Genomic DNA, 21,005 nt, shown 5'->3' with positions numbered 1-21,005 from the left:
GACTCTAATGCATAAACATAAACCAAAATTAATCGTCTTTTTTCATCAGTTCTGGCAAATCCAGCGACATTGAAATATTACACAGCATACCTCTAGCGAGAAAAAGCATCGTTCTTTCCATTGCTTGTTCAATACCTGCCCGTCGGAAAGCATCATACACCGTCGTATGAATTTCACGTAACCCTTGCTGCATCACGCTTACAACCTCATCCTCGCGGATCGTCTGCGCCTGCATTTGCAAAAGTGTTTCATTACGGTATTCCGTCATAATTTGCGAATAGGCTGCAATTAGCTCTTGCTCGAGCTGCTCAGATGAGGCCGAATGAATGACGCTGTGAAAAGAATCTATGATACGTGTAAATGAAACCTTCAGGGCTTCAACAAGCAATGCTTCCTTGGTAGCGAAAAAACGAAAGACATAGGGTTGAGAAATATTGGCCCGTTCTGCAACTTTGGCTGTTGTAGCTCGGTAGTAGCCCATCTCAGCAAACACTTCAATGGCAGCAGATATGATTTCCTTTTGGCGATTTATAGATGTTGACGTAGCTTTAGTCATGTTTTTTTCATCCTTTTATTTAACACAGTTTTCTGATTAGTGATTAATCAATTACAAAATAGTATAAACGACATACCCTAAAAATGCAATGAGCTTGAACAAAGTCGCCTCCGCAATTCTAACGGAAACGACTCTGTTATATGCATCCAATTATGGCGTTTTAGAGTTAAAATATAATCGGATATAATTGACCTTTTGCGTTTTGGTTTGATAGGAAAATACTAAATTATAACTAAGTCCTGATGTGTTATTGATCGTATAATTAGCTTCTGCTGTGTCAGGTATGTCTCTAGAGGTATCAACGGTTTCCGTAGGTTGGCCTAAATCGTCAACAATTTGTTTGATAAGCAACTTTTTATATTCTGGATCGGAAGATGTAATTTCTGTAACTTTATCGCTTCCATCCAGCATGATGTCTGTATGATACTTAGCGTAGCTTCTCATAGGGCCAGTAGAACCAGACTCGGATTTCCCCCACAGCTCAAATAAAAGAGCGCTGCTAGTTCCCAAGCCAAGACCTTTAGGCAAATTCGGTAAGGTTCCCTGCTTGGCTGCGCTAAATATAGCGGCTGCAGGGCTGTGTTTACTGTGAGGTGTAGCTGTACTATTGGCAGGTTCTTGATGGGTCGAGGTTGAGGTTGAGCCTTGCCCATTAGTATTGAGATCCGTGTTTTGATCTGTAGAACTAGCAGGCGATGTGACTGTTTCTGCTTTAGTAGGAGCAGTTGATTTTGCTTCCCCGCTATTGCTGCATCCTGTCATCACAGCAAAACCTATCGCCAATAAAGCACTAGTGGTGATTAGCTTGTAAGCCAACTTTTTACGATCATAAAATTGATGTGTATGCTTCATTATAAGATCACTCTTTCCTTGTTCATGGGTACAAACCAAGTGTAACCGAACCTCGTTTCCAGAATACCTCTACTTGTTTCCAACTTGTAAACAAGGACATTAATGATTTTCTAATATACACTATTTACGACCATAAGATCCCAGCTGTTGTTTAGAAAAGGAGTAAGGAGAGTCACTCTTCTTCAACCATATATTCCCTTTAATGATGAAGATGTATACAGCAAAAACAAAGTAGATCGTACCCGCAATCCAGTCTATTGCCGTTGGGATGTCTCGCTGTACTATTGCATGTATATACCAAATTCCGACTGGAACATGCAGGAGAAGTGCCGTAAACAAGCCAGGATTATATAGGGTTTTTGCTTTAATATTTACGACGATACCGTGCCAGACGACCTGAAAAAATCCCATAAAAACGGGTGCGAGTCCAAGCCAGATTACTTGCGGAAACCATACGGGGAGCAGGTAAAACACATAGGCAATTGCAACATTGATAATCATCGCTGATTGAGTGTTTAAGGGGTAATGATCGGGTGCTTCACTTTTAAACATAACGTGGTTAAATAAACCAGCAAAATATCCAGGCCAGCGGTACTCCTCAAATTGATGAAACAATATAGCTACAAAACTCAACCATAACATGCCTGTTATATCCGAAAAGATAGCTTGATTCATAAGCAAAACAACACATACGACCACACCGATTATAGCCCCTGCATCTTGCCAATATTTTCTTAAATAATTCATATTAGTCACCCCTATGCTTTATTTTTGATCAAAATATCTTTCAAACAGCAGATTTAATTGTTCCTCTATTGAAGGTATTTTCACAACTGCCCCTGATTCAAGAATCGGACTCATCAGTGCGGGCAGAAAAATAGCTCCGAATATTTGCAGCATCATCGCTAACAAGCGCTCCGGCTGTTGCTCACCTGTCAGCTCCTTGATCGTGTTCTGAACCTTTGGAAATCCCATTATGTTTAAAAATCTTCCGTATTCCTGTTGAGATGTAAAGGGCGTGCTGCCCATGGCAATAATTCGCGAAAGAAGCTCTGGATATTGACGAATGACCTGTAAATAGTTATGTAAAAATTGTTTCAGTCTATCTTGGGGGGGGATCGCTGTATTATCCAAAATAGAAAAGGTGTGTTGAAAGCCATTTAATATCACTTCAATAGCTTCACTGAGCAAATTTTCCTTGGAGCCAAAATAATAATTAACTAATGAAATATTAGTAGCAGACAGATCGGCAATTTTTCGGATTGTAACCGCCTCAAAACCTTCCTTTTGAATAAATTCCAGCGTAGCGTCTAAGATTTTTTCTTTGGTTTGTTGTTTTTTGTCTGGGTGATTCATGTTTTTCCTCCTCCTGTTTCGTTCAATCATAACGGACAAATGAAACGGACAACTTTATATAAGCAACTTTTCAAACAACAATTAAAACATTGTTTAAATTTTTGTTTGAACTCAGTTTAGCACTTTATATTTCACAAAACAAGGAGTGATTTGAGATTTAGGGAATAGAAAAACCCGCATACGAATGAGATCGTTTGCGGGTTGATTGAATTGAGGTTGAGAAAAGGACTAAATAGCCCAATTTCCTTTGCGGAACACGGCTTCTTTACTTCCATCTTGCAGTTCGCCATCAATATCCAGCTCAGCTGAGCCGATCATGAAGTCAACATGAGTCAGACTGACATTGGCACCATTCTGGAGCAGCTCCTCCCGGTTCATTTGTGTCCCATTTTCCATATTAAATGGATACGCACTGCCTAGGGCCAAGTGACAGGAGGCATTTTCGTCAATACCTGTATTGTAAAAAATACGATTGAGATTGGAGATCGGTGAATCGTGCGGCACCAGTGCAACTTCTCCCAAATAGCTGGCCCCTTCATCCGTAGCGAGCAAATGAGTCAGATGCTGCTCGCCGGATTCTGCTGTATATTCAGTGACTTTACCGTCCTTAAAGGTAAACGTTATGCGATCCACCAGTTGTCCATTTAAATTGAGTGGTATGGTACTTGTGACATGACCATTCACACCTGTACGCTTAGGCATCGTGAACACTTCTTCTGTCGGCATATTCGCGACAAAGTAATCTCCGCGCTCGTTCTCCCCACCGCCGCTGCGCCAAATATGCCCGTCAGCCAGTTCAATTCGCAAATCTGTTCCTGGTGCACGATAGTGGAGACTTTTATACTTTTTATGATTCAGCTTGTCTTGTACCTGTTCAAGGTTTTTCAAATGTTTCTGCCAATTCTGAATAGGATCAGAGCCATCTACACGGTTCATTTGGAAGATTGTATCCCACATGACACGTATACGATCCTCTTCTGCTACATCTGCAAATACTTTATCGGCCCAAGCCTTCGTCGGCGCTTTAATTAAACACCAGCTAATTTTATGATTTCGGGTATATTTGGAAAAACTTTCTCTCGCCGTAGCTGCCGCCTTAGTCGCACGAGATACCTTTTGTGGATCAATGCCTTGATATAAATCGGGGTTCGGCACTTTAATCGTTAGTGTGGCTCCACCCTCTTCGGCAAATTTCTCCATCATTTCTGCCTTCCAAGCAGGGTAGTAATCGAAGCTAGCTTCGTCACCATGTTCAAAACGACTACGTGTAATGGAATCATCCTCAAACTCTACCTGTACATATTTAGCGCCTGCTTCATAGGCTTTGCTGACAATCAGGCGTGTAAACTCAACAGTTTCCAGTGGTGCAGTTACCAAAAACACCTGTCCAGGCTGAATGTTAACCCCTACTCTTACAACCAGTTCTGCGTATTGCTCCAACAATGATTCAAATGTACTCATTTTTCCACGCTCCTGTTCCGTTTTGATTATATTGAATAATTTCATCATTACAGTACGGATTGCTTCTCCAGTTCACGCAGCTCCACTCTTCGTATTTTGCCTGAGCTGGTTTTAGGGAGTTCTTTAATAAACTCTATTTTTCGTGGGTATTTATAAGGCGCCGTCCATGTTTTCACATGATGTTGCAGTTCCTTCACTAACGCCGGTGATCCTTCTACCCCAGCTTTGAGTACGACAAAAGCCTTTACAACATGTCCACGGATCTCGTCAGGGCTGGCTACGGCAGCACATTCCTGCACGGAGTCATGCTTCATAAGCGCTTCCTCTACTTCAAAAGGACCAATGGTATAGCCAGAACTGATAATGATATCATCCCCACGTCCTTCGAACCAGAAATATCCATCCTCATCTTTGCGAGCCCGGTCTCCCGTAACAAAATAATCTCCGTGGACACTAGTTAATTTGCGTTCTGGATCATGGTAATACGTTTGGAATAATGCCGGCAGATCAGCGCGTACCGCAATATCGCCCACTTGCCCCGGAGCCAGCGGAATGCCATCCTCGTCTACGACCTCAACGAGTCCCGGTGCAATAGATTTGCCCATCGAGCCTGTACGCAGAGGTGCATCCTTTAAATTACCAATAATTAATGTGCTCTCCGTTTGACCATAGCCGTCACGAATCGTAATGTTGAACTGCTCCTGAAACTTATTAATGACCTCCTGATTGAGAGGCTCTCCCGCAGAAACTGCGCTGCGCAATTGGGATAGATCATATTGATCCAAACCATCCGTTTTCGCCATAATCCGATATTCTGTCGGCGTACAGCACAACACTTGGATTCCGTACTGCTGCATGAACTGCAAATAGCGACCCGGACGAAACGGACCATTATATACGAATCCGGTCGCTCCATTCCCCAGTACAGATAAAAACGGACTCCAAATCCACTTTTGCCATCCTGGTGCAGCTGTAGCCCATACTACGTCTGAAGCTCGAATATCCAACCATGGTGATGTTATCCGCAGATGAGCATATCCCCAGCCATGGCTATGTACAACACCTTTAGGATTTCCCGTGGTGCCCGAAGTATAGGCCAGAATGGCCATGTCGTCACGGTGCGTCTTCACAGCTTCAAAAGTATCTTCCTGTCCATCCATCAGCTCATTCAGCACGAGCCAGCCAGATACATCTGGCGTGTCGTCCCCGGAGACCACGATACGATAATCCAGAGTAGGCAAATCATCGCTTATTTTGTCCACTTCACCTGTTACTCCGTTCCAGGCAATGACTGCGCGTGCTTCAGAATGGCGAAGACGATATGCAATATCCTTGGCACGCAGCATTTCTGAAGATGGAATGACAGCAAGCCCCAGCTTCAAGCAGGCTATATAAATTACATACGCAATAATACGCCGTGGTACTACGACCAGAACTCTGTCACCTTTGTTAAATCCCAGACTTGCGAGTCCTCCAGCCAGTCGGTTAGCCTTTTTCAACAGCTCTCCATAGGTGATTTCTTCGTATTCTCCTGTCTCACTCAGCCACTTAAGTGCTGTTTTATCAGCCTCATGGTGTTCCATTTCCGAAGTCATATTGTAATATTCAGGCGCAAGCCATTGTTGTTGATCTGTCAAATTATACCTTCCCCTTTATACATAAGATGAGATCCACTTTCTTACTGTAGTATAACACGTCTTAGTACCAGGTTCTAATACCAGAATCATTTTTTTTGGAAAAAAAATGAATTGGGTAAAAACAACCACAAAAAGAAAGAGCCTGATTTCAGACTCTTTCTCTTCACTGCAATCTTGATCTACAACTGGAGTTCTACCACTGTATAAGCCGCTTCCTGACCATTTACGAGCAACGCAATCCGATGCGTTCCCGCATAATGGCGACGAGTTGTCAGGTCTGCAAAACGGTGTGTCCGTGTACCTGTAAGATGGGTTCCTCCGGGGACCGTTTTGTCAGATAGCAAAAACAGTTTACGTGAAACCTGTCCTCTCGCCTTTACAAAGTCAATGCCGTACTCGATGCGGACTCGTACCGGGTCACCTTCACGAAGCTGAAGCGCGTAGCTCAACTCACAGCTATCACCAAGCTTTAGCACGGCAGGGTCTGTGGTGAAAGAGGCACCCGTGACCAACGGTCCCCCGTCTGTTTCATCCGCATAGCCGAACATTGCCATCACTTCGGGGATAGATTTGCGAATCAGGGTCCGGCAGCCATGACGCACAATCCAGTCGGTGTCAGGATGTGTCCCTTTCCACCGTTGAGCCGTAGCAATGACCACATCAGGATGATCCTTGGCAATATCGTTCAGGTTGTTGGCTACACTTTTACGTACATATAGTGATGGATCGGCTTTCAGTAATTCCAATACAGCCAATACTGGAGCAGGATCGCGCTTAAACACAGGCAACGCCTGTCCCCAGGGTAGCCGTGGACGGCAGCCTTCGCTGGCAAGACGACGAACGTGCTCACTTTGATGTCCCGCCCAGGTCGTCATTTGCTGCATCATCCGTTCCGGTTCACGCAGGAGGAAGGGTCTTACGGCGAACTCCGCAGAGGACCTAGATGTGAATCGCTCCAGCGCCTTCATGGACAGGTCCCAATCCCCTTCTCCCTGCCCATACACCTCCACAAAATCGGGGAAAAACAAGTACGGAAAACCACTGCAATGCTCATCTATATTAAAAAGAATACCCAGAGCTTCTTCATAATTACTGGGCAAAAATGCCCCTAATGTTAACGAAATACGCCGTATTCGTTCTTTCAGCTCCAGCTCATCCCATTTTTCATCCATCACTTGATGGATAAATCCGATGGTATCGAACGGCCTGTATGCAGACTGTACTTTTTCACCGAATTGTTGAAGAAAATTCTCCGTGTACATATTTTTTAAGGGCTCGGCCATTATATATCTCCTTTTGAATGAGGTTGAGAGAATTGTAGCAAGGCATACTAAAAATGCCAAGTCCTATGATGAGGACCTGACATTTTTACATCAACACAAGAAATCGATTTAACTTATAATTCGTGTTGGGCAAACCAATTGGTAATGCGTTGCAGTCGTTCCACGCGAAGCTGCGGGTGCCCTTTTCGTGAAAGCTCGTGACTTGAAGCTGGAAAACGGACAAATTGCGTAGGTTTCCCCAAGCGACGCAATGCTGTAAACAGCTGTTCTCCCTGCTCTATAGGGCATCGCAGATCCTGCTCCCCATGTAATATGAGCAGCGGTGTGTTAATTTGCTGCACATAAGCCAGTGGAGATTGCCTCCACAAGAGCTCGCAATCCTCCCACGGATTCCCGCCGACTTCATCTTCAGTAAACGAGTACCCTATGTCGCTCACTCCATACATTGACAGCCAATTAGATATGGAGCGCTGGGTTACAGCTGCGCGGAAACGATCGGTATGGCCAACAATCCAGTTTGTCATAAAGCCACCATAGCTGCCCCCTGTTACACCCAGCCTTTCCGGATCAATGAATGGGAACTGGCGTATAGCCTCGTCCACTGCGCTCAGTAGATCAGTGTAATCGCGTCCGCCGTAATCTCTAAGGACGACATTGGTAAAAGACTGTCCGTACCCTCGACTTCCTCCGGGATTCGTGTAGATGACTGTATATCCCTGAGCGGCCAGCAACTGAAATTCATGAAAAAAAGAATTGGAATACATGGCATGAGGGCCACCGTGTATCTCCAAAATGGCAGGATAGGATACTCCCTCCTTAAACCCAGCAGGCTTCATTACCCATCCCTGCACCCGTCGGCCATCCTCAACCTCCGTCCAAAAGCACTCAGGCACACTAATCTCAATCTCATCAAGCAAAGAATCATTTACTCGTGTCAGCCGTTCCTCAGTTCCTGAATGAATCGCAATCCGGAACAAATCGCCTGGTAAAGTTACATCGGTGGAAGCGGCAATGATATGCTGCTCATCCGATGTAAGCTCGAATTGGTAAATTTCTCGTTCTCCTTGCGTTAAAATTTTAAAAGTTCCATCAAGAGCAAACTGATATACGTGCACATTTCCTTCACGTGTAACCAGCGTGTACAGGGATTGACCGTCCGCACTGAAGCGTGGTGGTCCTATATGAAGATGTGAACGCATGTCGCTCATACCCGCATTACCAAGGTGAGCGTCAAGCGTCTCACTAACGCATACTGCCTTCCCCCCACTGGAAGGAACCGTGTACAGTCGGGTCTGAGTAGCGCCTTTGGCATGTCGATCATGGCCGTAAAAGGCAATCGTTGAACCGTCGGGAGAATAAGCAGCACTCTCGATGTGCAGTTCAGAATGGGTCAGCTTAAGCGGTGCTGCGGCATCATCATTTGAAATCGCAGGAGTTATCGTAAACAAATCATTTAGTTCACGTAAATCCGTATCCTCTTTCGAATGTTCTGCGATTCTGGCGACGAATAAAATACGTTGAGCATCCGGTGACCACACAGGCTCTGCCACATCATAAGCGCCGGAAGTCAGTTGAACTGTGTGCCCCGAAGTCATATCCGTTACATACAAGTGATCACGAGTATCATCCCACAGTCCATAGCCGTCGGATTTAGCTTTCGTTCGATTAACAACTCGTCCCTTAAGTTGCGTCTCCTGAGTTCCTTCATCGGATATCGGGCTTGACGGGTTCTCGGCCGTTTTAGCTACAAACGATATGCAGGTCCCATTAGGAGACCAGGCTAATGAACGAACGTTGTTCTCTACGTATGTAAGCTGTCGTGCCTCTCCCCCGCGTTCTGGAATAATCCATACCTGGCGCTTGCCGTCTGTTGTACGGAGAAAAGCTAGTTGTGATCCGTCGGGTGACCAGACAGGCGTTTCATCTTTCGGTCCGTATGTAAAGGGTAATGCGCTAGCGCCATCGGACGATAATAGCCAAATTCCTGAGTTATAATCTGTCCGCTCTTTATTAATATACTGTTCTACGTAAGCGATTTCACCACTAATAGGATGAATAGCTGGATCGCTAACCCAGTGAAGTCGATATAAATCCTCGGCTGTTATACAGCGCTTGGTCGTGCTAAATTGCGAGTTGCCCAAAAAAATCCCTCCTTATATCATCAGATTCCACATTTTCAAATTTTAATTAATCCGATTAATTTTATGTGATTATAATAATTATACAATTACGTTACTCTTTTAATTTATTTCTGTCAATTTGTCCAAAATTAAAAAGCCCCTCTCTCAGTCGCTATCGACCAGAAAACACCGTTATTTCGGTTAATTTCATGAGAGAGGGTAACGTTATTCATCAATCATAACTGAAAATTCATTCGCTCCAAGCCCCTTTCAGCGAACGAATCGGCTTCGTCTGTTCCGGTTGATCGGGTCTAATTTTGGTTGGCTGTCTCGGCTTCATTTTTTTCACGAATGTAAGTGGAGAATAATTCAGGATTCACCACTTTACGCAGTAAATGCATCGTCCCGTCCCCTGTTCCATGGTCAAAAGCATGGATACGTTCATATCCCCAACGCTCGTACATGGATAGCAAATAGGGATGCTTTTCTGCAGTCGCCAGTGTTACTGCAGGAGCTCCCACCTGATCACGTATAATCGTTTGCTCTACCCAATTCAACAATTTTTTCCCATATCCTTTGCCCTGGGTAGCCGGGTCTACAGCAAACCACATCACAAACGGTAGATCGGTTATAAAATTAAGGGCTCTATTTTTGAGATGGCTAACGGTAGCCTGAATGACACCGTCTACTTCCAGCACATAGCAATCATTATTTTTAATATTTTCTTGAATGAGAGCAACGTCTGCCTGAGTGGCAGGCCATCGAAGCCCCAACTGCCGAATTGTTTCATACGCCTCATACGTCACATACTGCAATCTTTCTGCGTCCTCTTGGAGTGCCAGACGATAGATTTCACTCATACTAACCCGCCTCCTTATAGTGTTTTTATAAAACGCGTGAACCACTATATAATTATTCCTATCTATTTAATCAGATATAAAAGTTAAAATAACTGTAGCATGCTCACCATCCAGCGACAAATTAATTTTTTCTATAACTCCATTTAAAATAACAATATCCCCTCGAAAGAGGGGCATTCGGTAAATCAAAGTCAACGCAAAAAAGCCCGAAAGCCGGGCTCCTTTACTTTCTTGACGAATAAAATGCTGTCCATGCCTCAGGCATTTTCAAACACAACATGTTTGCAGTGTTACTCCGCAGGGGCAGTAAAGCTGCGTTTGGCAAACTCGCTGTCCAGCATATAAAAGGCGTTGCTGTCTCTTTCAATGCGTTTAAGCTTCTGGATAACACTGTCGAACAGCGCTTCTTCCTCGACTTGCTCATCAATAAACCATTTCAAGAAATGGATCGTTGCATGCTCACGTGCATCAAGGGCCAAGTCAGCCAAATGATAAAATTTTTGCGTGTTTTGCTGCTCATGCTTGTAGCCATGCTCAAATACGTCCAGCATGGAATCGTAGCTGTTTTTTGGCTCTGGTAATGCAGCCAATGTAGCGCGTCCTCTACGATCATTAATGTATTTATACAGTTTCATGGCATGAAACCGTTCCTCCTCAGCTTGTACTAGGAAGAAGTTTGCAAACCCATCCAGACTTTCACTGGAGCAATAAGCAGCCATCGCCAAATATACGTGAGCGGAGTAAAATTCAAAGTTCATTTGCTCATTCAGAGCCTGTGCCAAATTGTCATTCATGTCTCAGGTCACCTCGGTCATGTATGTAATGATGTAACGATCATAGTGTACCACGAATCCGATCACAAAAAAACGGACGGAAATGAATTCAGTTCAGTGCTCTCACATTCCGCCCGCGATTTCCACACTCAGTTCGCAATCAAGGCTCCAGGCCCCAAACACGTTTGTCGTTTATATACAAAGGTGCTTTGTCCCAATCCGTATAAGAGGTCTTGGTAGAATCATAGGAAAAATCATCACTTTCGTTATAGTCGCTCCAGTCCGTCTTGTTCATGCGAATTTGAATATCTCCTGTATTTTCCCCTGCTGCCAGACTTCCCGCACCAGCTCCAAAGGAGATCTCCAGATAATAATCTGCACCTGTAACGGCCTTATCCAGTTTCACAAAACGTCCCTGAACGTTACTACTACCCAACTGTGCATAGTCACAATGGAATTCCTGTGACTTGTCGCCATCTACGGTATAGTAGTATCTCAGCTTAACATTTTTCAGTTCGACAGCCTCTTTACCCTTGTTTACAACACGGAACAGTGGCCGAATCTGGTTATCTCCCGGATTAGTGTCGCCCACGCGGTATTGGGCAATCACGTCTCCCGTTGCTGGAATGGGAGCTGCCGTAGGCTTAGCACTGACCTCGACAGAATCCGGGCTGGTTCCTAAAGAATTTGTTGCATTTGCTACATAATAATAAATGGTTTCATTCAGCACTCCTGTATCCTTGTAAGTGCTGTCTGTTACCGTTGCTACTGTGGTATAAGGACCACCACTGGTTGTCGAGCGCTTGACCGTATAGCTATCGGCACCCGTCGCTTTGCTCCAAGTGAGTGTAACCTGAGCATCCCCTGCGTTTGCCTTCACATTTGCCGGAGCTTTGGGAGCTGTCGGCTCGGTTGGTCCACTACCGTTAATGAGACGGTCATACTCAGCATAAGCCGTTGCCATATCGACTTGGGACCAGAAACGGTGATACGTAAATTCTGGAGCACCTTTATCCCATTTTTGGGTCTGATTGTTCCAAGAAGTCGTGTATTTATCTTTAAGATAGGACCATTGCGGATCTTTAGTGATATTAGGCCGGATATCGCTATAGCTGGAATAGGTACCATTGCCGCCCTTGGACGGGTCAGAAGCGGTAGCGTCTGTGCCAGGGATCGTGTTGCCTTGTCCAGTCTTACCACTCCAGCCGTTCGGGATATACACTTCTTTAGTAAAATAACGATAATAATCCTCGCGAGCTTCCTTCGTTGTAATACCTATACCATCGTTATAACCCCATGCAGCATCAAGCAAAGCTTTAGACAGATCCTTAGCTTCCTTGCCTAACTCGGAATAGTCTCCTTTTTCAGCTTTCGTTCCAGCAGCAAAGAAAGTAAGTGCTTTAACATAGCTGCCCAGTACTCCGGCATCCTGCCCCGGATTCTTTGTTACCACATGGAGATTGGTATTCCCTTTATGATTGGCAAATCCGCTCCAGGTTTCAGGCTTTCCACTCCACTCCAGATTGCTCGGCAGCCAGAATTCGCCTTTAGCTGCTGTAGTAGCCACTTTCGGATTTTTGCCACCCAGAATACGCTTGCCTTGTGCATCCAAATAATATCCCTGCACGTCAGTCACAGGCCGTTCGTTGGCAAATACATAGTTCTTGGACCATGCGATCCAGTTTTCCGTCACTTGTTTAGCCATTTTAAACTGCTCGGACGAAGTATCCCCTTTCTTGGCTAAAATGTAGTACAGCTCGGCAACTCGCTCGACAGGCCAAGCCTGCATCCCGAACCAGTTGTTCGACGGTGGATCGTTATATACAGGAGCCCCTGTATAAGCCATGCCATAAAAGGTGCTTGTGCCAGATGGATAAGCCTTGTAGGCACCATCCCAGCTATTCGTCGCTCCGCCTGCAATGGCCCCCTCATCGGATTGCAGCCAAGTATAAAACTCCAGTTGGCGCTTCAGCGAGGTCGCCCAATCCTGTCCCGCCGTTGGTGAATTCGGTATTAATCCACCATCTTGGTTGGACAACGCATATGCTGCGACGACATTTTGGTAGCCCTGATGTGCATGGCTGGCACCAATACGCCAAGCCCAGTTGCCGCTTTGGCCAAGTCCGCCGCCCCAGGATGTATACCATGCCATCAGATAAAGACTGGCATCCTTGCCCGTACCAGCAATTGGACTTCCATTGGAAGCGCTTCCGGTTTTCTGGAAGTATTTATCGTACATGCCGTAACGCAAAAAGTCTCCCATCTTTTTGGCTTTATCCAAATATACGGAGTTGTCATATCCCAATTCCTTAGCCCAGTACATCGCTTGAACTGCCCGTGCATCTGCATCGGTGGCATTCGTGTAACGCCATTGCTGAGCCGGGGCATTATTTTCCTTGGTGAACAAGCTCATAAAGCCTTCATTAGGCTTGCCAAACTTTTGATTGTCTTGCGATGGATGTGGTACAACCTCCCAGACCGATTCCTGTTCCCCGCGCTGGAAGGTGTTTACATAGGCTGCTGTATGCGACGGATTCAGAAGATTTCCGAAACCGTACCAATTATCCACGTCCAACAACCAGTGCATCAGATAAGTCTGGTTGTTGCCATAGGTTGCCTTCAGCTCAGAGTCCAGTGGATCCTTGCCAGCACCATACTGACCACTTAGGCGGCTTGGGTACTGATCCGGCTGCGAATATTCTGCTGCATAAGTGGCGGGGCTGTTCGGGTTATAGTTACTCATTGTCGGTTGCTCTTCCTTACCGTCGCCTTCATTAACAGGAATGATATATTTCTCCATGTTGTCCCACGCGGATTCCAAATGCCCCCAATCCCCGGTATAATGACCATACAGTACTTCCAGCCACATCCAGTAGCTGTACGCTTCCGAAGTCGTTAAGTGTCCGTAATCCGGAGCCTCGCTCATGAGCGTTTCAACGGAATGATAAGGTATGCCTTCTTTTGAAAAGTATCCGCTAGCCGGATCCTTCAGCTGTTTATACAATTGTAGAAAGCGTGTCGATTCCGGTGTTGTAGCTGATGCACGGTCGGGTTCTGCCTGAAATAAGCCCAAGGTTAACGGAAGTACCAAAATAGCTGACATGACCATAGAGACAGATTTCCTGAACACGGATTTTCTGCTGATCACTTTGCATTCATCCTCTCCATTATCAATTTTGACTTTACACAAGATTTTATTCCGAAAAATGACAGCACAAAAAGACAGCACCATCACCTCACTTTCCCATAAAAAAGGTGGAGGACACGCTGTCTATTGCTCCAAATGCTTCGCATTGGCCCTGGAAAAAATATACCACACTAGGCGCCAAATGAGAGTCGAAAAATTATATATGTTTAGAGTTTCACAAGGAAAATTGACGAAATCAATTGGAATCGGTACTATTTCACAGGGAGGCGTTAAAACATGAAAATTTTGCTATTGCTTGGTTGTATCGTGATGTTTTTAGCCGTAGCGCTTGGAGCGTTCGGCGCACACGCATTGAAAAAGAGACTTTCCGCAGACATGATGAGCATATTCCAGACAGGAATTCAATATCAAATCGCTCATGGACTGGGTTTGCTGCTGCTTGGAGTTCTTGCTGACAGACTTGTCCATTCTTCTCTCATCGTAACCGCAGGCTGGGTTATGCTGGTGGGTATTCTCCTATTTTCCGGTAGTCTGTATGCCCTTAGTATATCCGGTGTGAAAAAGCTTGGAGCAATCACCCCCATTGGCGGGTTGGCTTTTTTGGCAAGCTGGGTCATTGTGATCGTGGCGGTTGTGCAGGGTTAAACAAGGGTAAAGAAACAGAGACTTGGAAAAGGAGGCGCTTCCAAGTCTCTCGAATTATTAACGTAGCATTCCTGAGTATTATGATAGAATACATTATTTCGTCTGCACTTGTTGCGCTTTCTGAGCGGCTATCCGGTGTCCTTCGATATAACGTCTGGATTCAGCCATCTCATGCTCCTGAGCAGCTTCCATAATAATATGAACCCCCGGCTTGTACTGCTCCAGCAGTTCCATGTAGAGGCCATAGTTCATGTCTCCAAAACCCGGCGGCACCGTCTCAATTTCACCCGACGATGACAAACGCCGGTCTTTGGCATGCGCAGCGATAATCCGGGGGCCCAGCAGTTGGAAAGCTTCCCGAATGATCTCATCCTGCTGCGCCATATTTTCCGTTTTCAGCAGATTACCAGGATCAATCACAACACCGATGTGTGAAGAGGGCACTTCCTCCAGAAAGGTAGCCAACTCTACGGCAGTTCCTACCAAGTGATCGTTTGCAGCTTCCAATCCTACGAATACGCCCCACTTCTCCGCTTCATCTGCTAATTCACGCACTACTTCCCTTACAACTCTCCAGTCACGTTCCGTATAGGCGGTACCATCCTCATTACGTCCCACTTCAGCTGCAACCATGGGTGCTCCTAACAGACCCGCATATCGGATCAGCTCTTTAAAGCGCTCTACATTTTCACGCAGCAATTCCTCATCCTGTACAAAAAAATGCAAATAGCACCCGAGCACCGATATGGAAACACCATGCTTACGAAATTCTTCTGCGATAGACAGTGCCAATCCCGGATTGAACTTACCCGGTTTATTAAAATCCACATCACTGATCGCTCTCCACGGAGCCAGCTGAACATGAGTAAAGCCCGCTGCGCCTACCTTTGCAGCCAATTCGCGATAAGGCAACTTGCCAAACAAATGTGCCAATACACCTACTGTCACTAAAATTCACCTCTTATTTTTATTTTTGTATGCTACTTGTTACCGTAATCTGCTCCAAGGTCTCATTGATGATGTGCGTAATCCGCTCCACTTCATCATGAATAAAAAAGTGTCCTCCCTCAAAGGTAAACATACGAAATTGCTGATCCGTATGCTGTGCCCATGCCTCCGCATCTTGTAAGGTCACCGTGTTATCGGTCATTCCCGTCAAAGCGGTGATAGGACAATGTAAAAGTGCGGCTTTAGCCGTGTACTTATACAACTCAACAGCTTTGAAATCCGCTCTTAACACGGGCATAAAATAGTCGTATAATTCCTGATTGTCAAAAATCGCTTCCGAAAGCTGACCGTACCGCTGCAAATGCGTCCTGAACTGATCTGCGGGCAGATCGTGTAACCACGGGGAATTTCTTGGGACATGCGGTGCCCGTCCACCCGAAACGAACAGATGAGCAGGCTTGCCATATCCACCGGCCACCAGCTTGTAGTACAGCTCGAATGAGATCATCGTCCCCATACTGTGGCCGTATATGGCATAAGGATTGCCGGGGGCTATCTCTTCGCTGATCTTGTGCATCAGATCCTCGCTCATCTCCTCAATGCTTTCCTTAAGCGGTTCCCCAGAACGAATACCCCTGCCCGCTAATTCCAGTGGAACAAGCTTAATCTGCGGAAGTAGCGACTTTTTCCATTTGAAGCTGACCGACGCCGATCCGCCTGCATATGGGATGAAAAATAATGTGATAGGTGCCATTCTTGCAACCTCCTGCCTTGCTAAGTTCTAACTTTTTCATTTTAGCATAAAAAGGTATATTTACCCATTTCAAATATTTTGCAAATCCCAGAAGAAAGGTTGAGAAAATCAAGCGCATTTTACATAAAGAGGGGAATATCTTCCTAAAGGAAGAACGGCTTCATGTTTGAATATAATCATGTATTGGGCCTTTTATTTTTTCAAATCGAGAGGAGTTCTGCGCCATGAAGTATGGTTTCTTCGATGATGTCAATCAAGAATATGTCATCCACACCCCTCAAACCCCTTATCCTTGGATTAATTATTTAGGTAATGAACGATTTTTTGGACTGATTTCCAATACAAGTGGCGGCTATGCATTTTACCGGGATGCTCGCTTACGTCGCTTAACCCGTTACCGTTACAATAATATTCCTGTCGATAACGGTGGTCGTTATTTTTATATTTATGATGATGGGGATTATTGGACTCCAGGCTGGATGCCGGTCAAACGGGAGCTGGAGCAGTATGAATGCCGCCATGGACTTGGTTATACCTCAATTATGGGAGAACGCAACGGTATTCGAGCCACTCAGCTGGCTTTTGTACCCCTATCCTTTGACGGCGAGGTCCATCAGGTTAAGCTTCAGAACACATCGTTACAAACCAAAAAGATCAAACTCTTTTCGTTCGTGGAATTTTGTCTGTGGAACGCCTATGACGATATGACCAACTACCAGCGCAACTTGAACACGGGCGAGGTTGAGATACAGGACTCTGTCATTTATCACAAAACGGAATACCGTGAACGCCGCAATCACTATGCTTTTTTCTCTGCTAATCGTCCGCTAGCGGGTTATGATACAGATCGTGAAGCTTTTCTGGGACTCTACAACGGATTAGATCAGCCTCAAACGGTCGCCGCTGGGCAAGCCTCGAACTCTATTGCCAGCGGATGGTCCCCTGTCGGATCACATTGCATTGAGATCACGCTGGAGCCAGGCAAAGAAACAAGCTGTAACTTTATACTCGGTTATGTGGAAAATCCCGAGGAAGAGAAATGGGAGTCCCACGGTGTTATTAATAAAAAACAGGCACATGCCATGATTGCGCAGTTTGCGGATGAAGCCGATGTAAAACAAGCTTTGAGTGAACTCCGAGCCTATTGGAACAATCTGCTGTCCAAGTACACCCTTCAAAGCCACGACGACAAGCTGAACCGAATGGTAAACATATGGAACCCGTATCAATGCATGGTTACATTCAATATGTCACGTTCAGCTTCGTATTTTGAATCTGGTATCGGACGTGGTATGGGCTTCCGGGATTCAAATCAAGATTTGCTCGGTTTCGTCCACCAAATACCGGAGCGGGCACGGGAACGGATTATCGATATTGCCTCTACTCAATTTGAAAACGGCGGAGCTTATCATCAGTACCAACCGTTAACCAAAAAAGGAAACCACGAGGTTGGCGGTGGCTTTAACGACGATCCGTTATGGCTTATTGTCGGTACCGCAGCGTATATCAAAGAAACGGGAGACTTTGGCATACTGGACGAACAAGTGCCCTTTGACGGAAATGTAGAGCGTGCGGCTACGCTGTTTGAACATTTGAAGCGTTCTTTTTACCATGTAATAAATAATCTTGGTCCGTATGGTCTTCCACTCATTGGCCGAGCTGACTGGAACGATTGTCTGAATCTCAATTGTTTTTCCGCTACACCCGATGAGTCCTATCAGACAACACAGAATTTGGAGGGCCGAGTAGCTGAATCCGTGTTTATCGCCGGACTATTCGTATATACGGGACCGGATTTTATTGAGCTTTGCAAGCGCAGAGGTTTGGATGAAGAAGCGTCCACAGCTCAAGCCCATGTGGATCGTATGCGAGCAGCTACATTGGAGCATGGTTTTGACGGGGAATGGTTCTTACGTGCGTATGACCATTATGGAGACAAAATCGGAAGCAAGGATTGTGAGGAAGGTCAAATTTTCATTGAACCTCAAGGTTTCTGTGTCATGGCAGGAATTGGTGTTGAAGAAGGCTTGGCACATAAAGCTCTCGATTCTACACGTGATCGACTGGAAACTCCCTACGGCATCGTGCTGCAACATCCATCTTATTCCCGTTACCACATCAATCTGGGCGAAATCTCATCTTACCCTCCCGGGTATAAGGAAAATGCCGGTATTTTCTGCCACAATAACCCGTGGATTATGATGGCGGAAGCCGTAATAGGACGTGGAGATCGCGCTTTTGAGCTATATAGCAAAATTGCACCTGCCTATCTGGAGGACATCAGCGACATTCACCGCACCGAGCCGTATGTGTATGCACAAATGATTGCGGGCAAGGATGCTGTTCGTGAAGGCGAAGCCAAAAATTCCTGGCTGACGGGTACAGCGGCATGGAACTTTATAGCTATTACTCAATCCATCCTCGGTATCCAGCCGGAATGGGACGGTCTGCGTATTGACCCGTGCATTCCTACAGCCTGGGACGAATTCATAGTCACCCGCGTCTTCCGTGGCGATACCTACGTGATCCATATCACGAATCCACAGCATGTCTCCAAGGGTGTAGCTACGGTTACTGTAGACGGTACCCTCCTTACGAATAATATTCTGCCGGTTGCAGCGGACGGGGCTATCCACCAAGTAAAAGTGTTACTAGGCTAACAAGTTCATGGCCTTCAAAAAAATTAGCTTCAACTTCATCACATAGTATCTTATAATACGAGAATGGCTAAAGATACATTAAGTGTGGTGACATCATGAACAAGACAAAACGGCTTACTCAAACCATGGATTACAAAACAAAGCAAGCCCACTGGGTACGCAAAATGTTATTACTGTATTGGATGATTATAGCTGTACATTTTATCGTCCAGCTGGGCAGCTACTTATTTCTTGATTACGCCGCTTCGCCTTATGAATTTTACGTCGGAACCCTGATTGTTCCTACGCTAATCATGAGTGGTTCCAACTTACTGGCAGAGTTGGCTCATTTTAAATTTAACAGGTATTCTTTTGCGATCCTGTTTATGGCAAGCACCGTCATTTGCTGGATGATTATTCGCCTAAATTATGATATCCGGATTATTCCTGCGCTATGTTTGTTGCCTATTTTCTCTTCTATTCTGTTCTTCAATCGTCGCTTAATATGGCTTTCCTTTGTATTGCAAGTGGTCGTCTTTTTTCTGTTGCTGGCAGCAGATGGATCATTCCGCAGCTATTTGTCAGACTTCGATATTGTGGCGATTCCAACCTTTTTGATTATGTCCACCTTTCTTGCTCTCATTATTCAGGCCAGCGGCCGCGATTTGTTAGTGGATTTGTATAAAACAAAGCGTGCCCAACAGGAATTAATGATCAGTAATGCGATTATCAGCAAAATGTCAATGACTGATGGTTTGACAAAGCTGTACAATCATTTGTCCTTTCAAAACTTTTATGAAAAAGCACTCGAATATGCTGAACAAGGAGCGATCATCCATCTGGCGTTAGTGGATATTGATAATTTCAAGAAAATCAATGACAATTACGGACATCAGTTCGGTGATAAAATTTTGGAAGGCATCTCTCAAATCATTACAGAGCAAATTACAGCGAATGACATTCCGGCCCGCTATGGCGGTGAAGAATTTGCTATTTTGATGTTTGAGCATACTTCTGAGGAAGCCTATCAGATCGTTGAGAATATCCGGCGTGAAGTAGAGAATATGACCTTTCAGGAGAAAATGCAAATCGTTTCCGTAACCGTTAGCATTGGATTAAAAGGCTATACCGAGGATATGAACAAAGACAAAGATGTATTTTTCCAGGAGACAGACAACTATTTGTATCAAGCCAAGCGCTCCGGGAAAAACAAAATTGTTGCTCTTAATCATACCGCTTAATGTAAAAACGCTTCATTTGATGAGACTCCGGCTTGCCGGAGTTTTCTTGTATATAGAGCTTAAAATGTAATAGAGTTGACAACTCCATAAGTTGAAACTAAAATAGTTACATATGTATTGGTTATTTACTTACTAAAAATAAGTCTAAGGAGATGATTTTTGTATGCCAACCCTCGTTATTGTCGTTCACCCTGATCTTGCGGAATCTCGAATTAACAAAAGATGGGTGCAAGAACTCAAGAAACAATCCGGCGTGACCGTTCACAACCTGTATGAAGTATATCCGGATGAGCAAATCAATGTCGCCCAGGAGCAGGAACTGCTAGAGCAGCATGACCGTATCGTTCTGCAATTTCCTTTTTACTGGTACAGCACTCCTTCCCTACTGAAAAAATGGCTGGATAAGGTTCTAACCTACGGCTGGGCTTATGGGAGCGAAGGTGGCAAGCTACAGGGCAAAGAGTTGTTGATTGCCTTGTCTGCTGCCAGTGTTGAGGAAAACTATCAACATGACGGACGGAATAGGTATACGATCGAAGAGCTACTGAGACCTCTGGAAGCTACAGGCCATATGATTGGTGTCAAATTGCTCCCTTATTTCGTACAATATGGTGCTGCAGTATTGACCGATGAGCAACTAGACCAATCCGCACAAAAATACGCGCAAACAGTTATTTCTTAACTTTTTACTAGAAAGCCCCTTGGACGGCGCCTGTCATACCTGCTTTACAG

The 21,005-nt window shown here is 45.1% G+C and carries 17 protein-coding genes; 4 read left to right on the top strand and 13 right to left on the bottom strand.

The window, feature by feature from the left end:
- Window positions 1–28: 28 nt before the first annotated feature.
- The 11 genes from MKY75_RS11585 to MKY75_RS11535 all read right to left on the bottom strand — a co-directional run bounded on the left by MKY75_RS11585 (window position 29) and on the right by MKY75_RS11535 (window position 14,007).
- Window positions 29–556 carry a TetR/AcrR family transcriptional regulator gene (locus MKY75_RS11585; RefSeq protein WP_029516793.1) on the bottom strand — a complete coding sequence of 176 codons (528 nt, stop codon included), beginning with the start codon at window positions 554–556 and terminating at the stop codon, window positions 29–31.
- A gap of 150 nt (window positions 557–706) precedes the next feature.
- Entirely contained in the window at window positions 707–1,408 is a 702-nt protein-coding gene (locus MKY75_RS11580) for a DUF4309 domain-containing protein (protein WP_340885332.1), read from the bottom strand.
- 120 nt (window positions 1,409–1,528) lie between these two features.
- A complete protein-coding gene (locus MKY75_RS11575; RefSeq protein WP_340885330.1) occupies window positions 1,529–2,155 on the bottom strand; it encodes an HXXEE domain-containing protein in 627 nt (208 codons plus the stop codon).
- 18 nt (window positions 2,156–2,173) lie between these two features.
- Entirely contained in the window at window positions 2,174–2,764 is a 591-nt protein-coding gene (locus tag MKY75_RS11570) for a TetR/AcrR family transcriptional regulator (RefSeq protein ID WP_029516796.1), read from the bottom strand.
- A gap of 228 nt (window positions 2,765–2,992) precedes the next feature.
- Window positions 2,993–4,225 (bottom strand): aminopeptidase, encoded by a 1,233-nt coding sequence (locus tag MKY75_RS11565; RefSeq protein WP_340887087.1) that lies wholly within the window; start codon window positions 4,223–4,225, stop codon window positions 2,993–2,995.
- A 47-nt stretch (window positions 4,226–4,272) separates the two neighbouring features.
- Window positions 4,273–5,862 carry an acyl-CoA synthetase gene (locus MKY75_RS11560; RefSeq protein WP_069012580.1) on the bottom strand — a complete coding sequence of 530 codons (1,590 nt, stop codon included), beginning with the start codon at window positions 5,860–5,862 and terminating at the stop codon, window positions 4,273–4,275.
- A 179-nt stretch (window positions 5,863–6,041) separates the two neighbouring features.
- Window positions 6,042–7,145, bottom strand: coding sequence for a DNA alkylation repair protein (locus tag MKY75_RS11555; RefSeq protein WP_340885328.1), 1,104 nt, complete (start codon window positions 7,143–7,145; stop codon window positions 6,042–6,044).
- A 113-nt stretch (window positions 7,146–7,258) separates the two neighbouring features.
- On the bottom strand, window positions 7,259–9,286 hold the full coding sequence (locus MKY75_RS11550) for a S9 family peptidase (RefSeq protein WP_340885325.1): 2,028 nt from the start codon (window positions 9,284–9,286) through the stop codon (window positions 7,259–7,261).
- A 290-nt stretch (window positions 9,287–9,576) separates the two neighbouring features.
- Window positions 9,577–10,125 (bottom strand): GNAT family N-acetyltransferase, encoded by a 549-nt coding sequence (locus MKY75_RS11545; protein WP_340885323.1) that lies wholly within the window; start codon window positions 10,123–10,125, stop codon window positions 9,577–9,579.
- A gap of 290 nt (window positions 10,126–10,415) precedes the next feature.
- On the bottom strand, window positions 10,416–10,919 hold the full coding sequence (locus MKY75_RS11540; RefSeq protein ID WP_039275069.1) for a ferritin: 504 nt from the start codon (window positions 10,917–10,919) through the stop codon (window positions 10,416–10,418).
- A 139-nt stretch (window positions 10,920–11,058) separates the two neighbouring features.
- Entirely contained in the window at window positions 11,059–14,007 is a 2,949-nt protein-coding gene (locus MKY75_RS11535) for a glycoside hydrolase family 48 protein (RefSeq protein ID WP_340887086.1), read from the bottom strand.
- Window positions 14,008–14,322: 315 nt separating this feature from the next.
- On the opposite strand from MKY75_RS11535, the gene MKY75_RS11530 reads away from it, so the two are divergent.
- The gene (locus MKY75_RS11530) at window positions 14,323–14,691 is read left to right on the top strand and encodes a DUF423 domain-containing protein (RefSeq protein WP_069011139.1); all 369 of its coding nucleotides are present in this window, start codon (window positions 14,323–14,325) and stop codon (window positions 14,689–14,691) included.
- A gap of 93 nt (window positions 14,692–14,784) precedes the next feature.
- Here the strand turns inward: MKY75_RS11530 and MKY75_RS11525 are convergent, their stop codons facing one another.
- Entirely contained in the window at window positions 14,785–15,639 is an 855-nt protein-coding gene (locus MKY75_RS11525; RefSeq protein ID WP_039275066.1) for a sugar phosphate isomerase/epimerase family protein, read from the bottom strand.
- A 19-nt stretch (window positions 15,640–15,658) separates the two neighbouring features.
- Window positions 15,659–16,393: a thioesterase II family protein gene (locus tag MKY75_RS11520; protein ID WP_340885322.1), complete on the bottom strand. Its 735-nt coding sequence runs from the start codon at window positions 16,391–16,393 to the stop codon at window positions 15,659–15,661.
- A gap of 224 nt (window positions 16,394–16,617) precedes the next feature.
- On the opposite strand from MKY75_RS11520, the gene MKY75_RS11515 reads away from it, so the two are divergent.
- The 3 genes from MKY75_RS11515 (at window position 16,618) to MKY75_RS11505 (ending at window position 20,955) form a co-directional block, all read left to right on the top strand.
- Window positions 16,618–19,053 (top strand): GH36-type glycosyl hydrolase domain-containing protein, encoded by a 2,436-nt coding sequence (locus MKY75_RS11515; protein WP_340885320.1) that lies wholly within the window; start codon window positions 16,618–16,620, stop codon window positions 19,051–19,053.
- Window positions 19,054–19,148: 95 nt separating this feature from the next.
- Window positions 19,149–20,273 (top strand): GGDEF domain-containing protein, encoded by a 1,125-nt coding sequence (locus tag MKY75_RS11510; RefSeq protein WP_029515039.1) that lies wholly within the window; start codon window positions 19,149–19,151, stop codon window positions 20,271–20,273.
- Window positions 20,274–20,436: 163 nt separating this feature from the next.
- A complete protein-coding gene (locus MKY75_RS11505) occupies window positions 20,437–20,955 on the top strand; it encodes an NAD(P)H-dependent oxidoreductase (protein WP_029515040.1) in 519 nt (172 codons plus the stop codon).
- Window positions 20,956–21,005: the final 50 nt, after the last annotated feature.

Source organism: Paenibacillus sp. FSL L8-0663 (assembly GCF_038008125.1).
GTDB classification, from domain to species: domain Bacteria; phylum Bacillota; class Bacilli; order Paenibacillales; family Paenibacillaceae; genus Paenibacillus; species Paenibacillus polymyxa_D.
The sequence above is the reverse complement of the archived record's forward strand: the minus strand, read 5'-3'. Positions and strand labels throughout refer to the sequence as shown.

What these genes read in the sequence shown, in the direction of transcription:
- MKY75_RS11580 (WP_340885332.1), bottom strand. Translation starts at nt 1,408, where the DNA reads ATGAAGCATACACATCAATTTTATGATCGTAAAAAGTTGGCTTACAAG.
- MKY75_RS11515 (WP_340885320.1), top strand. Translation starts at nt 16,618, where the DNA reads ATGAAGTATGGTTTCTTCGATGATGTCAATCAAGAATATGTCATCCAC.
- MKY75_RS11505 (WP_029515040.1), top strand. Translation starts at nt 20,437, where the DNA reads ATGCCAACCCTCGTTATTGTCGTTCACCCTGATCTTGCGGAATCTCGA.
- MKY75_RS11565 (WP_340887087.1), bottom strand. Translation starts at nt 4,225, where the DNA reads ATGAGTACATTTGAATCATTGTTGGAGCAATACGCAGAACTGGTTGTA.
- MKY75_RS11545 (WP_340885323.1), bottom strand. Translation starts at nt 10,125, where the DNA reads ATGAGTGAAATCTATCGTCTGGCACTCCAAGAGGACGCAGAAAGATTG.
- MKY75_RS11555 (WP_340885328.1), bottom strand. Translation starts at nt 7,145, where the DNA reads ATGGCCGAGCCCTTAAAAAATATGTACACGGAGAATTTTCTTCAACAA.
- MKY75_RS11520 (WP_340885322.1), bottom strand. Translation starts at nt 16,393, where the DNA reads ATGGCACCTATCACATTATTTTTCATCCCATATGCAGGCGGATCGGCG.
- MKY75_RS11575 (WP_340885330.1), bottom strand. Translation starts at nt 2,155, where the DNA reads ATGAATTATTTAAGAAAATATTGGCAAGATGCAGGGGCTATAATCGGT.
- MKY75_RS11585 (WP_029516793.1), bottom strand. Translation starts at nt 556, where the DNA reads ATGACTAAAGCTACGTCAACATCTATAAATCGCCAAAAGGAAATCATA.
- MKY75_RS11510 (WP_029515039.1), top strand. Translation starts at nt 19,149, where the DNA reads ATGAACAAGACAAAACGGCTTACTCAAACCATGGATTACAAAACAAAG.
- MKY75_RS11570 (WP_029516796.1), bottom strand. Translation starts at nt 2,764, where the DNA reads ATGAATCACCCAGACAAAAAACAACAAACCAAAGAAAAAATCTTAGAC.
- MKY75_RS11540 (WP_039275069.1), bottom strand. Translation starts at nt 10,919, where the DNA reads ATGAATGACAATTTGGCACAGGCTCTGAATGAGCAAATGAACTTTGAA.
- MKY75_RS11530 (WP_069011139.1), top strand. Translation starts at nt 14,323, where the DNA reads ATGAAAATTTTGCTATTGCTTGGTTGTATCGTGATGTTTTTAGCCGTA.
- MKY75_RS11535 (WP_340887086.1), bottom strand. Translation starts at nt 14,007, where the DNA reads ATGGTCATGTCAGCTATTTTGGTACTTCCGTTAACCTTGGGCTTATTT.